Source organism: Bradyrhizobium sp. HKCCYLS2038 (assembly GCF_051167655.1).
In the GTDB taxonomy this organism is placed as follows: Bacteria; Pseudomonadota; Alphaproteobacteria; order Rhizobiales; family Xanthobacteraceae; genus Bradyrhizobium.
Genome location: NZ_JBNPTM010000003.1, coordinates 238,009 through 256,095, shown reverse-complemented (window position 1 = coordinate 256,095; position 18,087 = coordinate 238,009). Strand labels below are relative to the sequence as shown.

Here is an 18,087-nt window from a genome sequence, read left to right as displayed (position 1 = left end):
TGTTGCGTCTACGCGGTCGTGCGCATCCGGTTGCGGCCGAAAACATAGATCGTGGTCGTGACAACCAGGAGAGCCGCGCCCAACAGGATCGCCGTCAGCCCGAGTGGAACCAGGACGCCGGCGAGGTTGCGATCCGGGTTGAACAGCCAGTGCCGGACCGAGGTCAGCACGAAGCCGAGGCCGACGAAGCCGGCCGCGCCGCCGAGCAGCAGCAACGCCCACATCCGGCGCAGCTGGCTTAGCCGCGCCCGCGCCAGCTCGGTGCGCGGCGTGTGGTGATGGGCGACCCGCCGCACCAGCCGCACGGCAAAGCCGATCGACGAGAACCCGATCAGCACGCTGGCGCCGCCGAGCCAGAGACGCGAGGTGGAATCGAGGTTGGACGCGCGCTGCAGCAGCAGCAACGGATAGTCGAAGGCCGCATGCAGCAGCACGGGGGCGGCCAACACCAGCGCCCAGCTCGACATCCGCGCCCAGTCGCGATTGTGCCTGTTGGCGCCGAGCGCCGTTCCGGTGCGGGCGATCGCGAGATAGGCGCCGGCGATGATGCCGAGCGCGCCGTGGAAGGGCACGGTGAGCACGCTGCGCAGGATCGCCAGCGAGCGCCACATCTCGGCATGCTGGACGAGATAAGCGAGGTTCTCGTAGGCCGCAAAGCCGAGGCCGACCGCCGCGCCGTAGAACACGGTGTCCATGGCATTGCCGACTTGCCGGCGCCGCGACCAGAGCGCTGCGATCACCGCGACCTTGGCGATTTCCTCGGGCAGGGCGACGCTGAACAGCGCCCTGACCAGCTGCGCGATCCAGGGATTCTCGATCGACAATCCGATGTGCTGGAACGGCGCACGGATGATGCCGAGCAGCAGTACACTGGCTGCGCCGAGCAGGAACGCCGTCCAGATCTTGAGCGGTGGCCCCGAATTGTCACCCGCTGCGACCACCAGCCAGAGGATGAGCAGGGCAGGCGCGATCGCGGCGGTTCCGACCACGGTCGCGAGCGCCTCGAGCAGGCTCATTTGTGACGGCAGGTAGGCCATGGTCTCCAATCATTCGATGCCCGCCCGGTGGCACCGGCTGTTCATTCATGCGGCGGTCGCAAGGCGGGCGCCGCTCCAACGTCGCGCGGCAAGACCACCTGCAAGACCACCTACATGTCGGCAAAAACAGCCGTTCATCAAGGCATGATCACGCAGGTTATTGTTTCGCCGGCTCCTGCGTCCGCGCCGCCCGCCTGCCGATCGCCTCAGCGGATCCGGGAGCCTCTCGGCGCGACACCATCGCCGTCCCGCACCGGGGCTTGCGGCCGCGGGTCGGGCGGCGTCCAGCCGTCGGTTCGGCCCGGCGCTGGGGCCTGGGCCGTCGTCGGCGTCTCGACGCAGCTCAGCCGCGGGGTCGGATCGGCGACGCGACGGCACTCCAGCCCCTCGGCATGGGCGGCCTGGCTGATGGCAAGCGTCGCAAGGACCAGTGGAAGACCTCTCATGATGCCCCTCTTATGCGGCCGGCGGCGGCGCACGATGCAGTTCTGACCCAGGTCTGGGTGGTCGGCTCGCGCCAGCGATGCCTGCCATAGTTCGCCGCGAAAGGGTGCAAATGTTTGGCCAATGTCGCCCAAGTTTAAAATTCCTGGCGCGGGTGAGGCTGCGAATGCGGCGCATTGCTCGCAGGACGGGAGTGCTCCTCCAGCGCACGACATGCGTTTGGCGCTGAGAGCACCAACCCAACTTGCCGCTGCTCCATCGCTCCCTGGTCCAGAGCGGGCGGCGATGCCCGGCAACCTGCCTGATGGCTGATCTGGATCAACGAACGCTGCGCAGAACCGGTCTTTGGTAGCGGGGCGACAGACCCTTGAGGGCCGGCTGGAACTCCGGTGGCAAGCCGCCGGGCAGGGGAAGGACGAAGTGAGATCATGAACTACGACAGCTATTTCGACCGCGCCCTTGATCAACTGCACCAGGAGCGCCGCTATCGCGTGTTCGCCGATCTCGAACGCCTTGCAGGTCGTTTTCCGCGCGCGATTTGGCATTCGCCCGAAGGCCCGAGGGACGTCGTCATCTGGTGCTCGAACGACTATCTCGGCATGGGCCAGCATCCGAAGGTGATCGGCGCCATGGTCGACGTCGCCGCGCGCATGGGCACGGGCGCCGGAGGCACCCGCAACATCGCCGGCACCAACCATCCGCTGATCGAGCTCGAGCGCGAGCTCGCCGATCTCCACGGCAAGCAGGCGGCGCTGGTGTTCACCTCGGGCTACGTCTCCAACGAGACCGGCATCTCGACCATCGCAAAACTGTTGCCGAACTGCCTGTTGCTGTCGGATGCGCTGAACCACAATTCGATGATCGAGGGCGTCCGCAAGTCCGGCGCCGAGAAGCAGGTCTGGCGGCACAACGACCTGGCCCATCTCGAGGAGCTGCTGCGCGCCGCCGATCCGGACCGGCCCAAGCTGATCGTCTGCGAAAGCCTGTACTCGATGGATGGCGACGTCGCGCCGCTGCATCGCATCTGCGACCTCGCCGAGCGCTACAACGCGCTGACCTATGTCGACGAGGTTCACGCCGTCGGCATGTACGGTCCGCGCGGCGGCGGCATTGCCGAGCGCGATGGCGCGATGGCCCGCATCGACATTCTCGAAGGCACGCTCGCCAAGGCCTACGGCTGCCTCGGTGGCTATATCGCCGCCAATGCCAACCTGATCGATGCGGTCAGGTCCTACGCGCCGGGCTTCATCTTCACGACCGCCCTGCCGCCGCCGGTGTGCGCCGCCGCCACCGCTGCGATCCGTCACCTCAAGACCTCGCAATGGGAGCGTGACCGGCACCAGGACCGGGCTGCCCGGCTCAAGGCGGTACTGAACGCCGCCGGCTTGCCGGTGATGCCGTCCGACACCCACATCGTGCCGGTGCATGTCGGCGATCCCGAGAAGTGCAAGATGGCATCCGACCTGCTGCTGTCCGAGCACGGCATCTACATCCAGCCGATCAATTATCCGACCGTGCCGCGCGGCCTGGAGCGGCTGCGGATCACGCCGTCGCCCTACCATGATGATCGCCTGATCGACGCGCTCGCCGAGGCGCTGGTCGACGTCTGGGACCGGCTTGGGCTCGCCCGAAAACCGCAGGCGCTGGCGGCTGAGTAGGCAGTCCGGCTGTCCCGCCAACCTGTCAGATCATCCTGTCAGTTTGATCTGCCGCAATGCCGCCCGCGCTCGCGCGGGCGTAGTCTTTTGGCATCAAGGAACAAGCCGGTTCGGCCGGGCCCGGCCGGCACACAGGCGAGGGCAGCCATGGCCAAGATCATCGAAGCGCTGCTGGAAGAGCATGGAAATATCGAGAGGCTGCTCGTGGTGCTTGAGCACGAGCTCGACCTGTTCGATCACAACCGGCGGCCCGACTACGACATTCTCCAGAGCATCATCGCCTATTTCGAGGACTATCCGCAGAGCTGTCATCATCCCAAGGAGGAGATGATCTTCGGCAAGCTGCGCGAGCGCGATCCGGCGGCGGCCGCCACCTATGGCGACGTCGACGACGAGCATGAGAGCGAGGCACAGCGGCTGCGCGGCTTCGCCGAGGCCGTCAATGCCGTGCTGGCCGACCAGGAGATCCTGCGCGAAAGCTTCCACGCCGCCGTGCACGAGTTCATCGACAGCCAGCGCGAGCATTTGCGCAAGGAGGAGACGTTGCTGTTTCCGGCGGCCCTGCACGCGCTGCGTCCCGAAGACTGGGCCGACATCGACGCGCGCATGTCAGACCGCAAGGACCCGCTGTTCGCAGGCGAGGTCGCGGAGAAGTTCCACAATCTCGAGCGCACCATCCTGCGCTGGGAGCAGGAGGCCGAGCTGGCCCGCGCCGCGAGCTGAAGACGCCTCGGTTTCGCAACAAGGTCGTTTTGTCTCAATTGCGCCGGGCCTGCAACGGACTATAGTTCCACTGGGGGGCAGGCACTCTTTCACGGAGCACGCTATGGCCGTTTCAAATACCGGGCTCGATCCGGTGAGGGGCGCATCGACCGGAGCTGTCGGGCGTCCCGCTGACCGACCAGCGCAGACGCCTATGGCGCAGCAGAATGCGTATGGCAGTCACGGCTACGATATGTATCCGCAGGAGTTTGTGCGTCTTGCCGGCTGCCAGGAGCTCAAGCTTCGTCGCGACAAGAAGCGCGCGCTACTGCTGAGCTGAAGCCAACGACAACCCCGCCGCCCGCCGATCTCGCGCCGCGCCCGGTCTCCAAGGGTCCGGCGCCTAGGTGTGAGGGCTGAGATTTGGGTATTGTGATAGTTGTAAATTAACTGATCGTTAACCAGCCGGCGCGACCCTGTTCGCATACTCCCCCAGGAGTGCGACGGAATCGGACGGCCGGAGCCGACAGTCGCGACAAGGGGCCGGCGGCGTAACGCCCGCCGGCCTTTTTGCGTGGTGACCATTTCGCGATCGCCTGATCAGGCGTCGACCGGGCTGCTTCATTCGCCCTGTAACGATTGCTTCGTTCAGTTGCGCCGGGCGAGCGAGCGCAGGAACCCCTGGTACTCCTCGTTGAGCTCCATATCGACCGCAGGCGCGAGCCTCAGCAGGACGTTGGCAATGAACGCCTGGTCGTTGCGCGGCTCCTCCAGAACCTCGCGCAGCACCGGGACATTGTCCTCGATGTGATGCAGGAAGGCGACGCCCTTCTCGGCGGTCTCGGTCCAGCGGGCCCGCGTCCATTTCGCCAGCGGATACATGATCTCGTGGACGAAGTTGGACTTGCGCGCCTTCTCGAAGAAGCGCAGGCCCGCGCTCCAGTTCTCCTTGGCGCGCAGCGGCGGTGGCGGCAGGTCGCCTGTCAGCATCTTCTTGCCGGCCTGGCCGACGAAGTCGTCCAGCGTGGTCGGCGCTTCGATCGCCGTGCGGAAGTGCCACAGGGCGAACGAGCCGGGAAAATCCTTGCCCATCTGATCGAGCAGCGCGGCCTCGACCTTGTCGACCGCCGCCTTGTCGCCTTTCAACGCGGCCGTCATCGCGAAGGCGAACAGCGCATCGTTGCCGACCTCGTGGACGCCGCCGTTCTTCAACTGTGCCGCCGACAGAGGGGGCGTCCTGCCATCGGCGGGCACGCTGGCCTCGCCCGCACGCTGCGCCTTGATGAAGGCCGTGATCTCAAGCCAACCCATGAGATTTGCGATGAATGCGTCGGGATCGACATGAACGATGGCCAGATTGAGCGGCTCCTTGCGCGTCCTCAGCTCCGTCATATCGGTCATGTCGCACTCCGCCGCAGCTTGCCGCCGGATCGCGCGCTCTGTCGCTTTCACGACATTGCGGTGATCACAACGCGGTCTCTGCGATGCGGCAGCAAGAAGGGTGCCAGCGCTTTTCGATGTTTTGTTTCGCCGGTCTCGCCGGGGAACGAGTCTTGCTACGCGCTTGATCTCGGGACAGGGAGGAGGGCGTTCATGTTCACCCGCGTCTGCAAGGCCGACACGATCGACGAAGGCGGCATGCGCCTGGTCATCGCGGATGCCCAGCTCATCATGCTTGCCTGGCCGGACAACGGTCCGCTCAAGGCCTATCAGGGCATCTGTCCGCACACCGCAGCGCCGTTGGAGGACGCTGGGTTCGACGGCAAGCTGCTCAGCTGCCCCGTCCACAATTGGACCTGGGACGCTCTGACCGGCATGCCCGTTCATCCGCAGGAGAGCGCATTGGCGGAATACAAGGTGAAGGTCGAGGATGGCGTGGTGTATATCGACACCGACGGCATCTCGCCGCTGTTCGCGGCGCGCTGACAGGGACGGGCGTACCGAAGTCACCGCCACGGGCGGCTTGCCCGGCCAGGAAAACGCCTCTATACGTTCGGCGCGCGCGGCACGGAATCACCTCGGTGGTTCAGCCGACCTCGCAAATCATCGTCTCAAGTCGCTGATTTGACGTGGGTTTTGCCAAGAGCGTGCAAACGACGATGGCGCCGGCGGTCCTATGGCCTCCGCGACATCGGACGTCTTGCTCCCTTCGTCTATCGGTTAGGACGCCACCCTTTCACGGTGGAGAGAGCGGTTCGATTCCGCTAGGGAGCGCCACTTGGCGCGGCGCGCAGTGTTCCCAGAATTGAAGCCATCATCGCCCCGCGCCGAACGGCGGACGAGGTTGTTCGCCCCGGTCAACCGTCCATTAGGGTCCTTGCCGTACTGCAGCAGTTGAGCAGGAGCAGGATGATGGCCGCGCCAAAGAAGCGAGAAGCCCGCAAATCGATGAAGCAGCCGGCGTGGATTACGCTGGATGGCGGATTTGCCGTGCGCCATTGCCTCGTCCAGGACATCTCGAGTTCCGGCGCCAAGCTCACCTTGGAAGATGCTGCGGCGCTGCCTGCGACCATCCGGCTGGCGTTTGCGAGGGACGCACGGACGGGGCGGTTGTGCCAGGTGATGTGGCGCCGCGGCGCGTCGGTGGGCGTGAAGTTCATCGGTCGCTAAGGCCGCGCTCCCGGAGACATCTCCGCACTCGGATGTTTTGGCGAGCGCCGTCGCACCGGATGCGTTAACAAGGGTGATGTTCAGATCCCTCGTTGTCGGCACGATCGCCTGGCTCGTCATCGTTCCCGCGGCCTCTGCGGGTTCCCAGGGCATGTCGCTGTTGTCGCCAAAGGCTGCGGCCACGAGCCGCCTCACGCCGCGTTCCGGCGCGGCCAAGATCAATCCGTGTGCGTCCTACGGCCCCAACTTCGTGCGCGTCGAGGGCACCGACACGTGTGTCAAAGTAGGCGGCGAGTTGCGGGTCGGGGCCGGCGGCTCGCTCGGGCGCTGAGCGCTCCGTGTGATCAGGACAGCGGTGGCGCGATGTGGCGCATGAAGGCCGGCCGCTGCGAGATCAGTTGATACCAGCGGCTGATGCTGGGCAGATCCGGCTTGACCACGCCTTCAACGCCGAACCAGCGCCGCGCATAGGCGCCGAGCGCGATGTCCGCGAGCGTGAATGTTTCCGCTTCGACGAACGTCCGCCCGGCGAGATGCGCATCCAGGATGCGCCACATCACCGCGGCCTCGTCAGCGGCCTTCTGCAGCGCAGACATGTCGCGCTGCTCGGCTGGGGTGCGCACGAGTCCCCAGAACAAGGGACGTTCGATCGGCTGCACCGCCGACAGGGTCCAATCCAGCCAGCGCTCGATCGTGGCCCGCTGCCGCGGCAGAGATGGGTACAGCGGCGTGTTCCCACCGTGGGAGAGACAGAGGTAACGCATGATCGCGTTGCTCTCCCACAGCACGAAATCACCCTCGACCAGCGTCGGGATGCGGCCGTTCGGGTTCATCGCGAGATAGTCGGGCTCATTGTTGCGGCCGAACTGCATGCCGGCATCGATGCGCTCGTAGGCGATGTCGAGCTCGTCCAGACACCACAGCACCTTCTGCACGTTCACCGAATTGCGGCGTCCCCAGATCGTCAGTTGCGTTGCGGCGGGCACGATCGGCTCCTGTCATGGCTTGAGTGCTGCTGCCGCCTTGATAGCGCATCTCACGCAAAAAGCCCCGCATCTCGCGGGGCTTTTCGGTTGAACGTGTCGCGTCGCTTGAACGCGTCGCGTGATCAGTCGTGCTTGCGGTCGTTCCCGGCCATCAGCGGCCGAAGAACAGCCACAGCAGAATGATCACCGGGATCGGCACGCCCAACAACCACAGCAAGATTCCTCGACCCATCTCGGCCTCCTCGTATCTCTCCGTCAATCGGAGCGACAACGCGAGGGGGGCGGTGATGTTCCGGGCACGATGCGGGAAGGCTGATCTCACCAATGTCCGGTGTTCGGCATCGACAGCCAGGGCTCGGCCGGAGCCTTCGGCTCGCCCTTCTGCAACAGCTCGATCGAATGCAGGTCCGGCGAACGGACGAAGGCCATGTTGCCGTCGCGCGGCGGCCGGTTGATGGTGATGCCGAGCTTCATCAGGCGGTCGCAGGTCGCGTAGATGTCGTCGACCTCATAGGCGAGATGACCGAAGAAGCGATCCTCGCCATAGCTCTCCTCGTCCCAATTGTAGGTGAGCTCGACCAGCGGCGCGCCGCGCGTCGGCGGCAGGCTCTTCAGCAGGTGTTCATCTTCGGGTGCGCAGAGAAACACCAGCGTGAAGCGGCCCTTGTCGTTGTCGATCCGCCGCACCTCCTTGAGGCCGAGCGCGTCGGAATAGAATTTCAGCGCAGCGTCGAGATTGCGCACGCGCAGCATGGTGTGGAGATAGCGCATCGTTTGGGTCTCCCTGAAGCTTGAGGCGGACGTTCAACGACCGCCCTTGGACGTCGATCCATAGCAGCAAATCTTTCCCGGGGGCATCAGGGCTGATGATCGGCATGGCATGCAACCGCATCGAATCCTGCGGCCTCGGCCGCGGCGCGCTCGCCCGCTGACCGTTCGATCAGCCGCGCACCGCCTGCGAATCCCTATTTCAGCAGTGATTCGCGACGTCCCTGCGTGCGCACAATGCCGCTCGCATTCGGGTTTTTCAGCGCTTTCCGGCGGTCATGTGCGGCCAAAATCACGCAAGAAGGTCGAAAATGCCTAGAAATATAGGGGAAAATGAATCGCCTGGTCGCTTCGAGCGCCATCGCAGCTTGACTTCTTGGCGCTGCGTTGGAATTTTGCTGCCGCTATGGGTGCTTCGGGGCCCCTTGAAATGCAGGAGAATCCCGAAAAAGCGCGGGGTGATACGTCCACCAGACGACTGAAGTCACGGCTGTGCAATGCAGCCAGAAAGCCCCGACCCGTCTGCGCAGCAATGCGCTGATAGCCGCGCAGTCGTCTCGTCATTCACGCTACCAATCCTAAGGAGATACGATGGCTACCCAACTGTCCAAGTCGCAGCTGATCGAGAAGATTGCGACCACCACCGAGCTGTCCAAGCGTGACGTGAAGAACGTCATGGAGACGCTGACCGACGTCGGCCACAAGGAGCTGAAGAAGAACGGCGTGTTCCTGGTGCCGGGCTTCGCCAAGTTCGTCGTCGTCAAGAAGCCGGCCGTGAAGGCGCGCAAGGGTACCAACCCCTTCACCGGCGAAGAGATGATGTTCAAGGCCAAGCCGGCCCGCAAGATCGTGCGCGCGCGCCCGGTCAAGGCCGCCAAGGACGCTGTTGCCTGATTGAGATCGGCGATCGTCTCGATCGAGACACAGAGGCCCCCTGCAAAGGGGGCCTTTTCTGTTGGGCGCAGCATTGAGCGCGCCATCGCCGAGCGGTCGTGCTGTACCGTGCAGGCTGCCGTCCGGGCGCGGCCGTGGCGCATACGCTGGCATACACCGCACCTATGGGCCGCCCTGGTGCGGTCGGCGGCCGCTCAAACGACAGCAGCGCCAGCGCGACGGAGTATCATCGTCGCCTGGCGCCACCCTCGAAGACTGGGCCCTGAAATCCCCAGTACTGATGTGTCTTGGCTTGCCGCCGAGAGGTTCAACGGCTTTTCGAGAATCTGGCGAGGGCAGGTGGAGTAGCCATCCGGCTATCGCATTTGACGATAGGGAGGGGTGCGCGCTGGACTTCCTCCAAGTCGTCATGGCCCGGCTTGTCCTGGCCATCCACATCGCTCAGCGCTCTGAGAACCACGTGGATGGCCGGGACAAGCCCGGCCATGACGGAGCAACTAAGTGTCAGGAGTGCTCGTCGCGACGGCCCCATACCCATCTGGCGAGAGCGCAGGAGGCTGGTGGGGACAGCCGCGCGGATGTTGCGCAGCAAGTCGTTGGTCTGCAGGACGAAGCGTCTGGGAAGCGGCCTGTGGATATGCTGGGGATGGCCGGTGGATGATGACCCGTCAGACCCGTTCGGAAAGATCCGTCTCGTCGAGCACGCGCTCCCCGCCGGTATCAGCGACCGCATGTTCGGGATGATGCGAGGCGAGCACGACGAAGCCGCCATAGCCAATGATGTTGAATAGAAGTTCCAGCCAAGATGCCATCAGAGATCCCCCGCTTGGCCGACGATGGACGGCGGCGTCACTTGATGAACCGGCTGACACCCATCGGGTTCCGGTGCTCACGACGGTGTGCGGACTGCAACCAAAGCCCGGCCGTCCGCGTTGTTCGGTCGCATCGGAATTGGAGGACATGATGAGAAAAACATTGGCAATTCTGGCGACCGCAGGCGCCGTCGCCGCAACGGCGATTGCTGCGCCGGCTCCGGCGCAGGCGCGCGGCATCGGTCCGGGTCTCGCGTTCGGTCTGGCTGCCGGCGCGCTGACGGCGGGCGCGGTCGCCGCGTCGGGACCGTACTACTATGGCCCGGGTTACGGCTATTACGGCGGGCCGCGCTACGTGTACGCGCCTGGTCCCTACGCCTATTATGGCGGCCCTTATTATCACCGGTACCACCACTGGCGGCACCACTGGTAATCAGTGAAACCCAAAGAGCCCGGAGGTCAGCCTCCGGGCTCTTTTCATGGGTGGCGCTCAGCGCGTCCGCTGGGGATCGTGCCGATCGCTGCGCTAGTCCGCCGCTTCGCCGCGCTGCGCTTTCCGCCACGCCTGGCTTGCATATTCCTCGCGTTCGCGCGCGAACCTTTCCTGGGTCGATTTGAATCGCGCAATCCTTGCCGTGATCTCGGCGCGCTCCCGGGCGCGCCGGTCGTCCTTCGTCTCTTTCTTTCCCACGGATCCTCTCTGCTCCGGTGCGATGGGTGCGAGCCTCGCCTCGAGACGCGTGACAAACTACTTGGCGAATCGCCGGCGCGATGTGGACGGGCAATTGAGGCGCGATTGCGGACAGCACCAGCAACGTTGTCCGGGCGCGCCGGTTGTCTGGGGACAGCGACGAGGGTGGGCATCGTTGCGGTAGAATCCCGCGCGGCGACTCGTTCCGCTTGTGTCGAACGTGCACCATCGGGGAGCGCACATCTGCCGTCGCCGTTGTGGTATCGTCGCGGTGGCGAACGCGTTGTCTCGTCGCGGGGTGGGCGTCGATGATCCGATCTCATGCGCAAGGTGGTGTGGACCGGTTGGGCGAGATGATCGCCGCAGCCAAAGTGATCGTGCCATTTACGGGCGCTGGGATATCGACCGAGACGGGCATTCCCGACTTCCGTTCGCCGGGAGGACTATGGACGCGCAACCGGCCGATCCATTTCGACGAGTTCGTCGCCAGCCAGGATGCACGCGATGAGGCATGGCGGCGGCGCTTCGCGATGCAGGAGACATTTGCGGCGGCGCATCCCGGACGCGGCCACCGCGCGCTCGCCTCGCTCTACCGCGCTGGCAAGATCCCGGCCGTGATCACCCAGAACATCGACAATCTGCATCAGGACTCGGGCTTCGCCGCCGATCACGTCATCGAGCTGCACGGCAACACCACCTATGCGCGCTGTATCGGCTGCGGGCAGCGCTACGAGCTCGACTGGGTGCGGCAGCGTTTCACGCAGCACAAGGCGGCGCCCGACTGTCCGGCCTGCGCCGAGCCCGTGAAGACCGCGACGGTGTCGTTCGGTCAGGCGATGCCGGAAGCGGAGATGCAACGCGCGACCGAGCTTGCGCAGCATTGCGATCTCTTCCTCGCGATCGGATCCTCGCTGGTCGTGTGGCCGGCCGCGGGCTTTCCGCTGATGGCGAAGCGGGCAGGTGCGCGACTGGTGATCATCAATCGGGAACCAACTGATCAGGATGACGTTGCCGACCTCGTCATCCACGATGACATTGGTGAGGTACTCGGACCTTTCATCCGTAATTGAACGGAAGTTGATGCATTTTTGCCCGCAACGCTGTTCATATGCCTTACTGAATCCGATTTTTGTCTATGCGAGGCACAAGGGAATGTTATCTTTTGATTCGAGAGATTCGCGTGACTCGTCTGGGTACAATCGATGAGTGCATGCTGAAGGCGCCGTTGCAGGGGTGGCGGCTCATAAATTGATCTGTGGGGTCCGGGGTTATGGGGTCGGACGGATTTGAGTCCAAGAAGCTCGGGTTACCGGTTACGGGTGTGGCTGCACCCAACCGGCTCGGGGCAGACTATCAAGGCGGGGTGGCGCGCGACGCTTCGATCGATGCGCTCGCCGGTCTCGGCGAGGAGCTCGTCGAGATCAGCGGCGTGATCAAGTGGTTCGACGCCTCCAAGGGATACGGCTTCATCGTTCCCGACAATGGTTGGCCGGACGTGCTGCTGCACGTCACGGTGCTCAGGCGCGACGGCTATCAGACCGCCTATGAAGGCGCTCGACTGGTGGTCGAGTGCGTGCAGCGCTCCAAGGGCTATCAGGCCTTCCGCATCGTCTCGATGGACGAGTCGACGGCGATCCATCCGGCGCAGATGCTGCCGCCGCGCACCCACGTCACGGTCACGCCGACCAGCGGGCTGGAGCGGGCGCAGGTCAAGTGGTTCAACCGGCTGCGCGGCTTCGGCTTCGTGACCTGCGGTGAGGGCACGCCGGACATCTTCGTCCACATGGAGACCCTGCGGCGGTTCGGCATGACCGAGTTGCGGCCAGGCCAGTGGGTCCTGGTTCGCTTTGGGCCGGGCTCCAAGGGCATGATGGCAGCCGAGATCCATCCAGAGACCGGATCGCCGGCGCTGTCGTCGCACTGAACGCGTCAGACGGATATCGAACGCTGATGGCCCCGGGGAGCTGCCTCCGTGGGGCCTCGTCGTTTGGAGGGGCGCGTTGCGGCGAGGGCGGGGCGTGTGGACGCTGTCCTGGACCACATGTGTCGTTGCGGCCAAGCCGGAACCGGGCGGTCCGCGGCCTTGCTGCCGAAGCCGCGACCGTGTAGTGACGTGCCTTCCCAGGACAGTGGTCCTGCAAGGGATATCGGGGTATAGCGCAGCCTGGTAGCGCGGCAGTTTTGGGTACTGCAGGTCGTTGGTTCGAATCCAGCTGCCCCGACCACTCCCATCACGGTGGCGCGCCCGGGGGACCAATTTCGCCTCGAGGATTGCTCGGCCGTTGGCCGTTGAGAGCGTAAAGCTCGCGAGCGTACCTCTCGAGACGTCGGTGAACGACGTGGTCGGCGCCGAGCCGATGCGGTCGCAAGACAAAAAAATTCGGATGCCCCCGCAGCGGCAAAACCCGGGAGCATCCGAAGTGGAGCGGGTGAATCCGGGGAAGGAACATCCGCCAAGCCGCACAACAGCGGAATCGACGTGAGGCGTCTTTGCGCTAAATCAATTACATGCGCCGCGCTCTGGTACCGCCCGCCCCGTCAATCTGCCAGCATCGCATCAGCGCGTCGTCGGCGTGGTCCGTGCATCATCGGCCAGCCTTCCATCGATGATGTGCACGCGCCGCTGCATCTGCGCGGCGAGGTTGAGGTCGTGCGTGACCGCGACCACCGTCTTGCCCCTGACCATCACGAGATCACGCAGGATGCCGAACACCTGGGCCGTGGCCGCGGTGTCGAGGCTGCCGGTCGGCTCGTCGGCGAGGATGACAGGCGGATCGTTGGCGAGCGCCCGCGCCACCGCGACGCGCTGGCGCTGGCCACCCGACAGTTTATCCGGCGTCTTGCGCAGATGATCGGCGAGCCCGAGCGAGGCGAGCAGCTCTTCGGCGCGTTGCGCGATTGCGCGCGGCGACAGCCGGCCGAGCGCGCGCATCGGCAGCGCCACGTTCTCGGTGATCGAGAATTCCGGCAGCAGGAAATGAAACTGGAAGACGAAGCCGAGCCGCGACAGCCGGACCTCGGCGCGCTCGTCTTCGCTCATTGCCGAGGTCGAGCGCCCGTCGATCAGCACGTCGCCCTGGCTCGGCAGATCGAGCAGGCCGAGCAGATAGAGCAGCGACGACTTGCCCGAGCCGGAGGGGCCGGTGATGGCGATGAACTCGCGGGGCTGGATCGCCAGATCGATGTCGGCAACCAGCGTCACCGGCACCTCGCCCGGCAGGATCTTGGTCACCTTCCGCGCCTCGATCAGCGGCGGGCTCACGTCGCGCCCCGGATGATGTCGACAGGATGCAGCCGGGCGGCGGCGCGGGCGGGGAAGTAGCCGGCCACCAGGCTGGAGACCAGCGCGACGGCCGTGGCGAGCAGATAGTGCTTGACCGAATACAGCACCGGCAAATGATTGTAGTCGGAGAACGGCGTCTTGAACTCGAGCGAGGCGAGACCCCGCGTCAGCAGATAGCCCGCCGCCCAGCCCAACACGGCGCCGGTCATGCCAATGAACAACGCCTCGATGATGAAGATGGCGCGAATGGTCCGGTCGCGGAAGCCGAGCGATTTCAGGATGGCGATGTCGCGGGTCTTCTCATGGGTGATGGTGGAGATGATGTTGTAGGTGCCGAAGCTCGCGACCAGCAGGATGGCGCCGACGATGGTGTACATCAGCACGTTGCGCAGGGTAATCGCGGCAAGCAGGTCCTCCTGCGCCTCCTGCCAGGAGATCGCCTTGTAGCCGGTCTGCTCGCCGATGCGCTCGCTGATCAGCCGCGCCTGCATCGGATCGTTGGTGCGCACCCGGATCTCGTTGATGATGCCGGTCTGACGCTGGAGGGTCTGGGCCGTGCGCAGCAGCACGTAGCCGGTGGTTTCGTCGGTGGCGCGGAAGCCGGAATGGAAGGTGCCGACCACGGTGGCGTTCATGCTCGTGCCCTCGGCCGAGGCGAGCGTGATGTTGGAATTGACCCGCGCACCGATCTTGGCGGCGAGCCGGTCGCCGAGCAGGATGGCGTGCGAGGAGCGATACAGCGAATTCAGGCTGCCTTGCCGCATGTGGCTGGCGAGCGTCGAGACCTCGGCCTCGGTATGCGGATCGATGCCGATGATCGACACCGTCAGATTGCGGCCGGCGAAGCGCAGCACGGCCTTGGACTGCACCGACGCCGTGAGCGCGCCCGGCACCCAGGCTTGCAGCGAGGCGATGGTCGCCATCGGGTTCTTGATGCCGGGCCTGCGCACGTTCGGGGTCAGGCCATGGAATTCCGCCGCCGCATAGAACTGGTCTGCCGGCTGCCGGCTCGGCTCGCGCAACTCGTCGGTGATGGAGATGTGCGGCAGTGCGTCGACCAGCGTGCGGATGAAGTCGTCCTGCGAGCCCTCCATCATCGCCGCCATCATCACCGAGAACGCGACACCGGTCATGACCCCGGCGATCGCGACCAGCGTCTGCCGGGCGCGGTGGCGCACATGGGTCCAGGCGATGGCGAGGACCAGGCTCATGGCGGCGGCGACGCTTCGCTGTCGATCGGCCGGACGCGTGCGCCGTCCTTGATATCGGCGGTGGCGGGCGCGGCGACACGCTCGCCTTCCTGGGCGCCGTCGAGGATCTCGACGGCCGCGGAACCGCGAATGCCGATGCGCACCTTGCGCCGGTGCACGCGGTCGTTCTCGATCACCAGCAGGCTGTTGTTGACGACGGCATTGGCCGGCGCGAGCAGCGCGTTGGCCGCCTCGCGGCTGACGATGTTGGCCTCGACGCTCATGCCTACGCGCAGCGGCGTGTCATCCGGCAGGCCGATCCGGACGCGGAACGTCTTCGCAATGGGATCGCCGGCGGGCGTGATCTGCTTGACGGTGCCGGGCAGGGCCTGGTTGCCGAACGCGTCCGTGCGCAGCAGGGCCTTCTGGCCGACGTGGACGCGCGGAATGTCCTCCTCGTTGACGTCGGCCACCACCCACAGCGGCTTTTCCAGGCCGACGCGGTAGAGGATGGTGCCGGGGTCGACCATGTCGCCGACCTCGCCGTCCTCCTTGAGCACGATGCCGTCCATCGGCGCGACCAGCTTGAAATAGTCGAGCCGCTGGCTCTGTGCCGCGATCTGGGCGCGGATGCGCGCCAAGTCGCTCTCGGCCCGCTGATAGGTCTGCGAGGTCGCCGCGCCGCGGGCGAGCAGCTGCGACTGACGGTCGAACTCGCGTAGCTGGAATTCTTCCTGGGCACGCAGATCGTTCAGCGTGGCCAGCGCTTCCTTGTCGTCGAGCCGTGCCAGCACGTCTCCGGCCTTCACCGCCTTGCCTTCGCAGCGGCAGCGTTCGACGATGCGGCCGCGCACCAGCGGCGTGGTCCGCGACCACGTCTCCGGCTCGACCGCACCGGTCGCGTAGACGATCTCCGCCGCGACGCCACGCGCGATGCGGGCAGTCGTGACCTCTGGGCCACGGAGCCACCACGCCGCGAGGCCCGCCAATACCACGACGGCGACGACGGTCGCGAGCAGTCCGGACCAGGGAAAGCGACGCCGGCTGCGATCGGCAGCCGGCGTGGCAGGAATGGACATGGATTGATCCGGCGTCTGCATGTCCATGGTCGAACGGACCCTGCGACGGGACGGCCGGTTCAGCCCGCGGTGCCCGTCGCGACGCGGGGCGGCGCCATCTTGAAGTGCTGCTTCGCGTAGGCCACGATCTGGCGATCGGTCGGATGATCAGCGGCCTCGACCGCGACAACGCGCTTTGCGATCGCAGGATGCTTCTCGTGCAGATGCTTCGCAAGCTCGGTCTTGGCGCCGGCCGGTCCGATGATCAGGATCTCGCCGGCATCGTTCAGCGCCGCCGCGATCTCCTCGAGGAAATGCTTGTCCGTCGCCGCGTGGCCGCTGCCGGTCACGTTCGCCTTGTGGTGCAGGTGCTTGGTCTGCAGATGCGGATGCAGCGTCACCTCGTCGGCACCGGTCAGGCCGATATGGAACAGCTTGGCCTGGCTGTGATCGAGCCACACGATGGCGTGAAAATGGGTCGACATGATCTGGTCCTTGTCAGCAAGTCGCCGCATGCAGCCTGCGCTCGCCACGGAGCGAGCGCGCCGCGGGCGCGGCATTCCGTGTGATCAGGACCTTAGCGGGACCTCGACGAGACCCCTTGATGCAGGTCAACGGGCAAGCCGTGTGCTCGCCCGCCGGCGAGGGCTCAGCTTGGTACGGCTGACTTCGCAGCTGCTGGCTCTGGCTTGGCTGCCGCCGGCTTCGGCAGCGGCTTGTCCTGCCGCTTCGACCACGAAATGTAGTAGGCGACCGTCGTCATGATGGCGATGCCGGCCGCACTGACCAGGATCTGCGCGAGCAGCGAACCCGAGCTCAGCATCAGCGTGAAGTGGCCGATGAAGGACAAGAACACGCCGACGCAGAACACGGCGAGCGACTGCTGGCCGCACACCACCAGCGGATCGAACCCCTTCCACTCTAGGCCCGGCCACTCCTTGGGCACGAAGCGGATGACGAGGATCACGATCACCACGAAATGCAGGAAGCGGTAGGGCGCGAGGTTGGTCTTGTCGTTCGGGTTGAACGCCGCATAGAGCCAGTGCGGAAACATTGCCCCGAGATCGGGGAAGCGGCCGGCCATCGTCATGATCAGTGCGAGCAGCATATAGGCGATACAGAAATAGAGTGTCGCTGGCGCCATGATGATGCCCATCGAGCGGCGGGCGCCGCCGAGCGCGCACCACGAGCCGAACACGAACAGCACCTGCCAGCAATACGGATTGAAGTACCAGGTGCCGGCCGGATAGGCCGCGAAATTCCAGCCCATCTGCCGCGCCACGAGCCACAGCACGATCGAGACGATCATCGTCAGGTCCGGCTGGCGCAGCATCATCCACAGCACCGGCGGGAAGAAGCCCATCAGCACGATATAGAGCGGCAGCACGTCGAGATTGACCGGCTTGAACTTCAGGATCAGGCCCTGCGCGAGCGTGTCGCTGGCGTGATCGACGAGGCCGGCGACGTTGAACTCGTCGATGATATCGGAGGCGCCGAACCGGGTCGCCAGAAAGCTGATCGCGACGATGTAGATCACGAACAGCACGATGTGGGCGACGTAGAGCTGCCACACCCGCTTGGTCAGGCGCGTCGCGCCGACGATGAAGCCGCGGTCGATCATCATGCGGGCGTAGACGAAGGACGCCGTGTAGCCGGAGATGAACACGAACAGGTCGGCGGCGTCGCTGAAGCCGTAATTCCTGGTCGTGATCCAGTTCACGACATTGTCGGGGATGTGGTCGAGATAGATCGCCCAGTTGGCGATCCCGCGAAACAGGTCGAGCCGAAGGTCGCGCCCCTTCTCGGGCAGCGTCGCATTGATTTTCATGGCCGCTTCAACGCACTGTTTTGAAAGAGGAAGGTTCGGGGAGCGGGGAGGTGCCGTGGCAGTCGACCGAGATTGTCACGGGACGGCAGAATGACTATACGGGCACGATAAACGGTCATGTCCAGG

21 protein-coding genes and 2 tRNA genes are annotated in these 18,087 nt (G+C 65.1%); 12 read left to right on the top strand and 11 right to left on the bottom strand.

Annotated elements, in window-relative coordinates; all coding sequences use genetic code 11:
• Positions 1 to 8 precede the first annotated feature (8 nt).
• Entirely contained in the window at positions 9 to 1,037 is a 1,029-nt protein-coding gene (locus tag ACQR1I_RS14880) for a PrsW family intramembrane metalloprotease (protein ID WP_434867192.1), read from the bottom strand.
• Between the two features lie 206 nt (positions 1,038 to 1,243).
• A complete protein-coding gene (locus ACQR1I_RS14875) occupies positions 1,244 to 1,483 on the bottom strand; it encodes a hypothetical protein (RefSeq protein ID WP_434867193.1) in 240 nt (79 codons plus the stop codon).
• A 426-nt stretch (positions 1,484 to 1,909) separates the two neighbouring features.
• Here ACQR1I_RS14875 and hemA point away from each other — a divergent pair, with 426 nt between their 5' ends.
• The 3 genes from hemA to ACQR1I_RS14860 all read left to right on the top strand — a co-directional run bounded on the left by hemA (position 1,910) and on the right by ACQR1I_RS14860 (position 4,181).
• A complete protein-coding gene (gene hemA, locus ACQR1I_RS14870) occupies positions 1,910 to 3,139 on the top strand; it encodes a 5-aminolevulinate synthase (protein WP_434867194.1) in 1,230 nt (409 codons plus the stop codon).
• Between the two features lie 147 nt (positions 3,140 to 3,286).
• A complete protein-coding gene (locus ACQR1I_RS14865) occupies positions 3,287 to 3,862 on the top strand; it encodes a hemerythrin domain-containing protein (RefSeq protein WP_434867195.1) in 576 nt (191 codons plus the stop codon).
• 103 nt (positions 3,863 to 3,965) lie between these two features.
• Positions 3,966 to 4,181 (top strand): hypothetical protein, encoded by a 216-nt coding sequence (locus ACQR1I_RS14860; protein ID WP_434867196.1) that lies wholly within the window; start codon positions 3,966 to 3,968, stop codon positions 4,179 to 4,181.
• A gap of 308 nt (positions 4,182 to 4,489) precedes the next feature.
• Here ACQR1I_RS14860 and ACQR1I_RS14855 read toward each other — a convergent pair whose 3' ends face one another.
• A complete protein-coding gene (locus ACQR1I_RS14855; RefSeq protein ID WP_434867197.1) occupies positions 4,490 to 5,242 on the bottom strand; it encodes a hypothetical protein in 753 nt (250 codons plus the stop codon).
• A gap of 192 nt (positions 5,243 to 5,434) precedes the next feature.
• Here ACQR1I_RS14855 and ACQR1I_RS14850 point away from each other — a divergent pair, with 192 nt between their 5' ends.
• From ACQR1I_RS14850 to ACQR1I_RS14835, 4 genes are all read left to right on the top strand, one after another.
• Positions 5,435 to 5,767, top strand: a complete 333-nt coding sequence (locus ACQR1I_RS14850) for a Rieske 2Fe-2S domain-containing protein (protein ID WP_434867198.1) — start codon at positions 5,435 to 5,437, stop codon at positions 5,765 to 5,767.
• 216 nt (positions 5,768 to 5,983) lie between these two features.
• Positions 5,984 to 6,058: transfer RNA gene (locus ACQR1I_RS14845), tRNA-Glu, on the top strand.
• 135 nt (positions 6,059 to 6,193) lie between these two features.
• Positions 6,194 to 6,451, top strand: coding sequence for a PilZ domain-containing protein (locus ACQR1I_RS14840; protein WP_434867199.1), 258 nt, complete (start codon positions 6,194 to 6,196; stop codon positions 6,449 to 6,451).
• Positions 6,452 to 6,527: 76 nt separating this feature from the next.
• The gene (locus tag ACQR1I_RS14835; protein ID WP_434867200.1) at positions 6,528 to 6,782 is read left to right on the top strand and encodes a porin; all 255 of its coding nucleotides are present in this window, start codon (positions 6,528 to 6,530) and stop codon (positions 6,780 to 6,782) included.
• Between the two features lie 13 nt (positions 6,783 to 6,795).
• Here the strand turns inward: ACQR1I_RS14835 and ACQR1I_RS14830 are convergent, their stop codons facing one another.
• Positions 6,796 to 7,437, bottom strand: coding sequence for a glutathione S-transferase family protein (locus tag ACQR1I_RS14830; RefSeq protein WP_434867201.1), 642 nt, complete (start codon positions 7,435 to 7,437; stop codon positions 6,796 to 6,798).
• A 318-nt stretch (positions 7,438 to 7,755) separates the two neighbouring features.
• Positions 7,756 to 8,208 carry a VOC family protein gene (locus tag ACQR1I_RS14825; RefSeq protein ID WP_012044102.1) on the bottom strand — a complete coding sequence of 151 codons (453 nt, stop codon included), beginning with the start codon at positions 8,206 to 8,208 and terminating at the stop codon, positions 7,756 to 7,758.
• Positions 8,209 to 8,796: 588 nt separating this feature from the next.
• Between ACQR1I_RS14825 and ACQR1I_RS14820 the strand changes: the two genes are divergently transcribed.
• The gene (locus tag ACQR1I_RS14820) at positions 8,797 to 9,099 is read left to right on the top strand and encodes an HU family DNA-binding protein (RefSeq protein ID WP_006614754.1); all 303 of its coding nucleotides are present in this window, start codon (positions 8,797 to 8,799) and stop codon (positions 9,097 to 9,099) included.
• Between the two features lie 668 nt (positions 9,100 to 9,767).
• Here the strand turns inward: ACQR1I_RS14820 and ACQR1I_RS14815 are convergent.
• Positions 9,768 to 9,911 carry a hypothetical protein gene (locus tag ACQR1I_RS14815; RefSeq protein WP_434867202.1) on the bottom strand — a complete coding sequence of 48 codons (144 nt, stop codon included), beginning with the start codon at positions 9,909 to 9,911 and terminating at the stop codon, positions 9,768 to 9,770.
• A gap of 151 nt (positions 9,912 to 10,062) precedes the next feature.
• Between ACQR1I_RS14815 and ACQR1I_RS14810 the strand changes: the two genes are divergently transcribed.
• From ACQR1I_RS14810 to ACQR1I_RS14795, 4 genes are all read left to right on the top strand, one after another.
• Complete coding sequence (locus ACQR1I_RS14810) at positions 10,063 to 10,344, top strand: hypothetical protein (protein ID WP_434867203.1); 282 nt, start codon at positions 10,063 to 10,065, stop codon at positions 10,342 to 10,344.
• A gap of 566 nt (positions 10,345 to 10,910) precedes the next feature.
• Positions 10,911 to 11,672, top strand: coding sequence for an SIR2 family NAD-dependent protein deacylase (locus ACQR1I_RS14805; protein WP_434867439.1), 762 nt, complete (start codon positions 10,911 to 10,913; stop codon positions 11,670 to 11,672).
• Between the two features lie 200 nt (positions 11,673 to 11,872).
• Entirely contained in the window at positions 11,873 to 12,526 is a 654-nt protein-coding gene (locus ACQR1I_RS14800; RefSeq protein ID WP_434867204.1) for a cold-shock protein, read from the top strand.
• Positions 12,527 to 12,750: 224 nt separating this feature from the next.
• Positions 12,751 to 12,827: transfer RNA gene (locus ACQR1I_RS14795), tRNA-Pro, on the top strand.
• Positions 12,828 to 13,159: 332 nt separating this feature from the next.
• Here the strand turns inward: ACQR1I_RS14795 and ACQR1I_RS14790 are convergent.
• The 5 genes from ACQR1I_RS14790 to ACQR1I_RS14770 all read right to left on the bottom strand — a co-directional run bounded on the left by ACQR1I_RS14790 (position 13,160) and on the right by ACQR1I_RS14770 (position 17,961).
• Positions 13,160 to 13,864, bottom strand: a complete 705-nt coding sequence (locus ACQR1I_RS14790) for an ABC transporter ATP-binding protein (protein ID WP_434867205.1) — start codon at positions 13,862 to 13,864, stop codon at positions 13,160 to 13,162.
• Complete coding sequence (locus ACQR1I_RS14785) at positions 13,861 to 15,096, bottom strand: ABC transporter permease (protein WP_434867206.1); 1,236 nt, start codon at positions 15,094 to 15,096, stop codon at positions 13,861 to 13,863. The genes ACQR1I_RS14790 and ACQR1I_RS14785 overlap by 4 nt, the downstream gene beginning before the upstream one ends.
• On the bottom strand, positions 15,093 to 16,154 hold the full coding sequence (locus ACQR1I_RS14780) for an efflux RND transporter periplasmic adaptor subunit (RefSeq protein ID WP_434867207.1): 1,062 nt from the start codon (positions 16,152 to 16,154) through the stop codon (positions 15,093 to 15,095). Before ACQR1I_RS14780 ends, ACQR1I_RS14785 begins: the two co-directional genes overlap by 4 nt.
• A gap of 59 nt (positions 16,155 to 16,213) precedes the next feature.
• Positions 16,214 to 16,618 carry a translational machinery protein gene (locus tag ACQR1I_RS14775; RefSeq protein ID WP_434867440.1) on the bottom strand — a complete coding sequence of 135 codons (405 nt, stop codon included), beginning with the start codon at positions 16,616 to 16,618 and terminating at the stop codon, positions 16,214 to 16,216.
• A gap of 164 nt (positions 16,619 to 16,782) precedes the next feature.
• Entirely contained in the window at positions 16,783 to 17,961 is a 1,179-nt protein-coding gene (locus tag ACQR1I_RS14770; RefSeq protein ID WP_434867208.1) for an OpgC domain-containing protein, read from the bottom strand.
• Positions 17,962 to 18,087 lie beyond the last annotated feature (126 nt).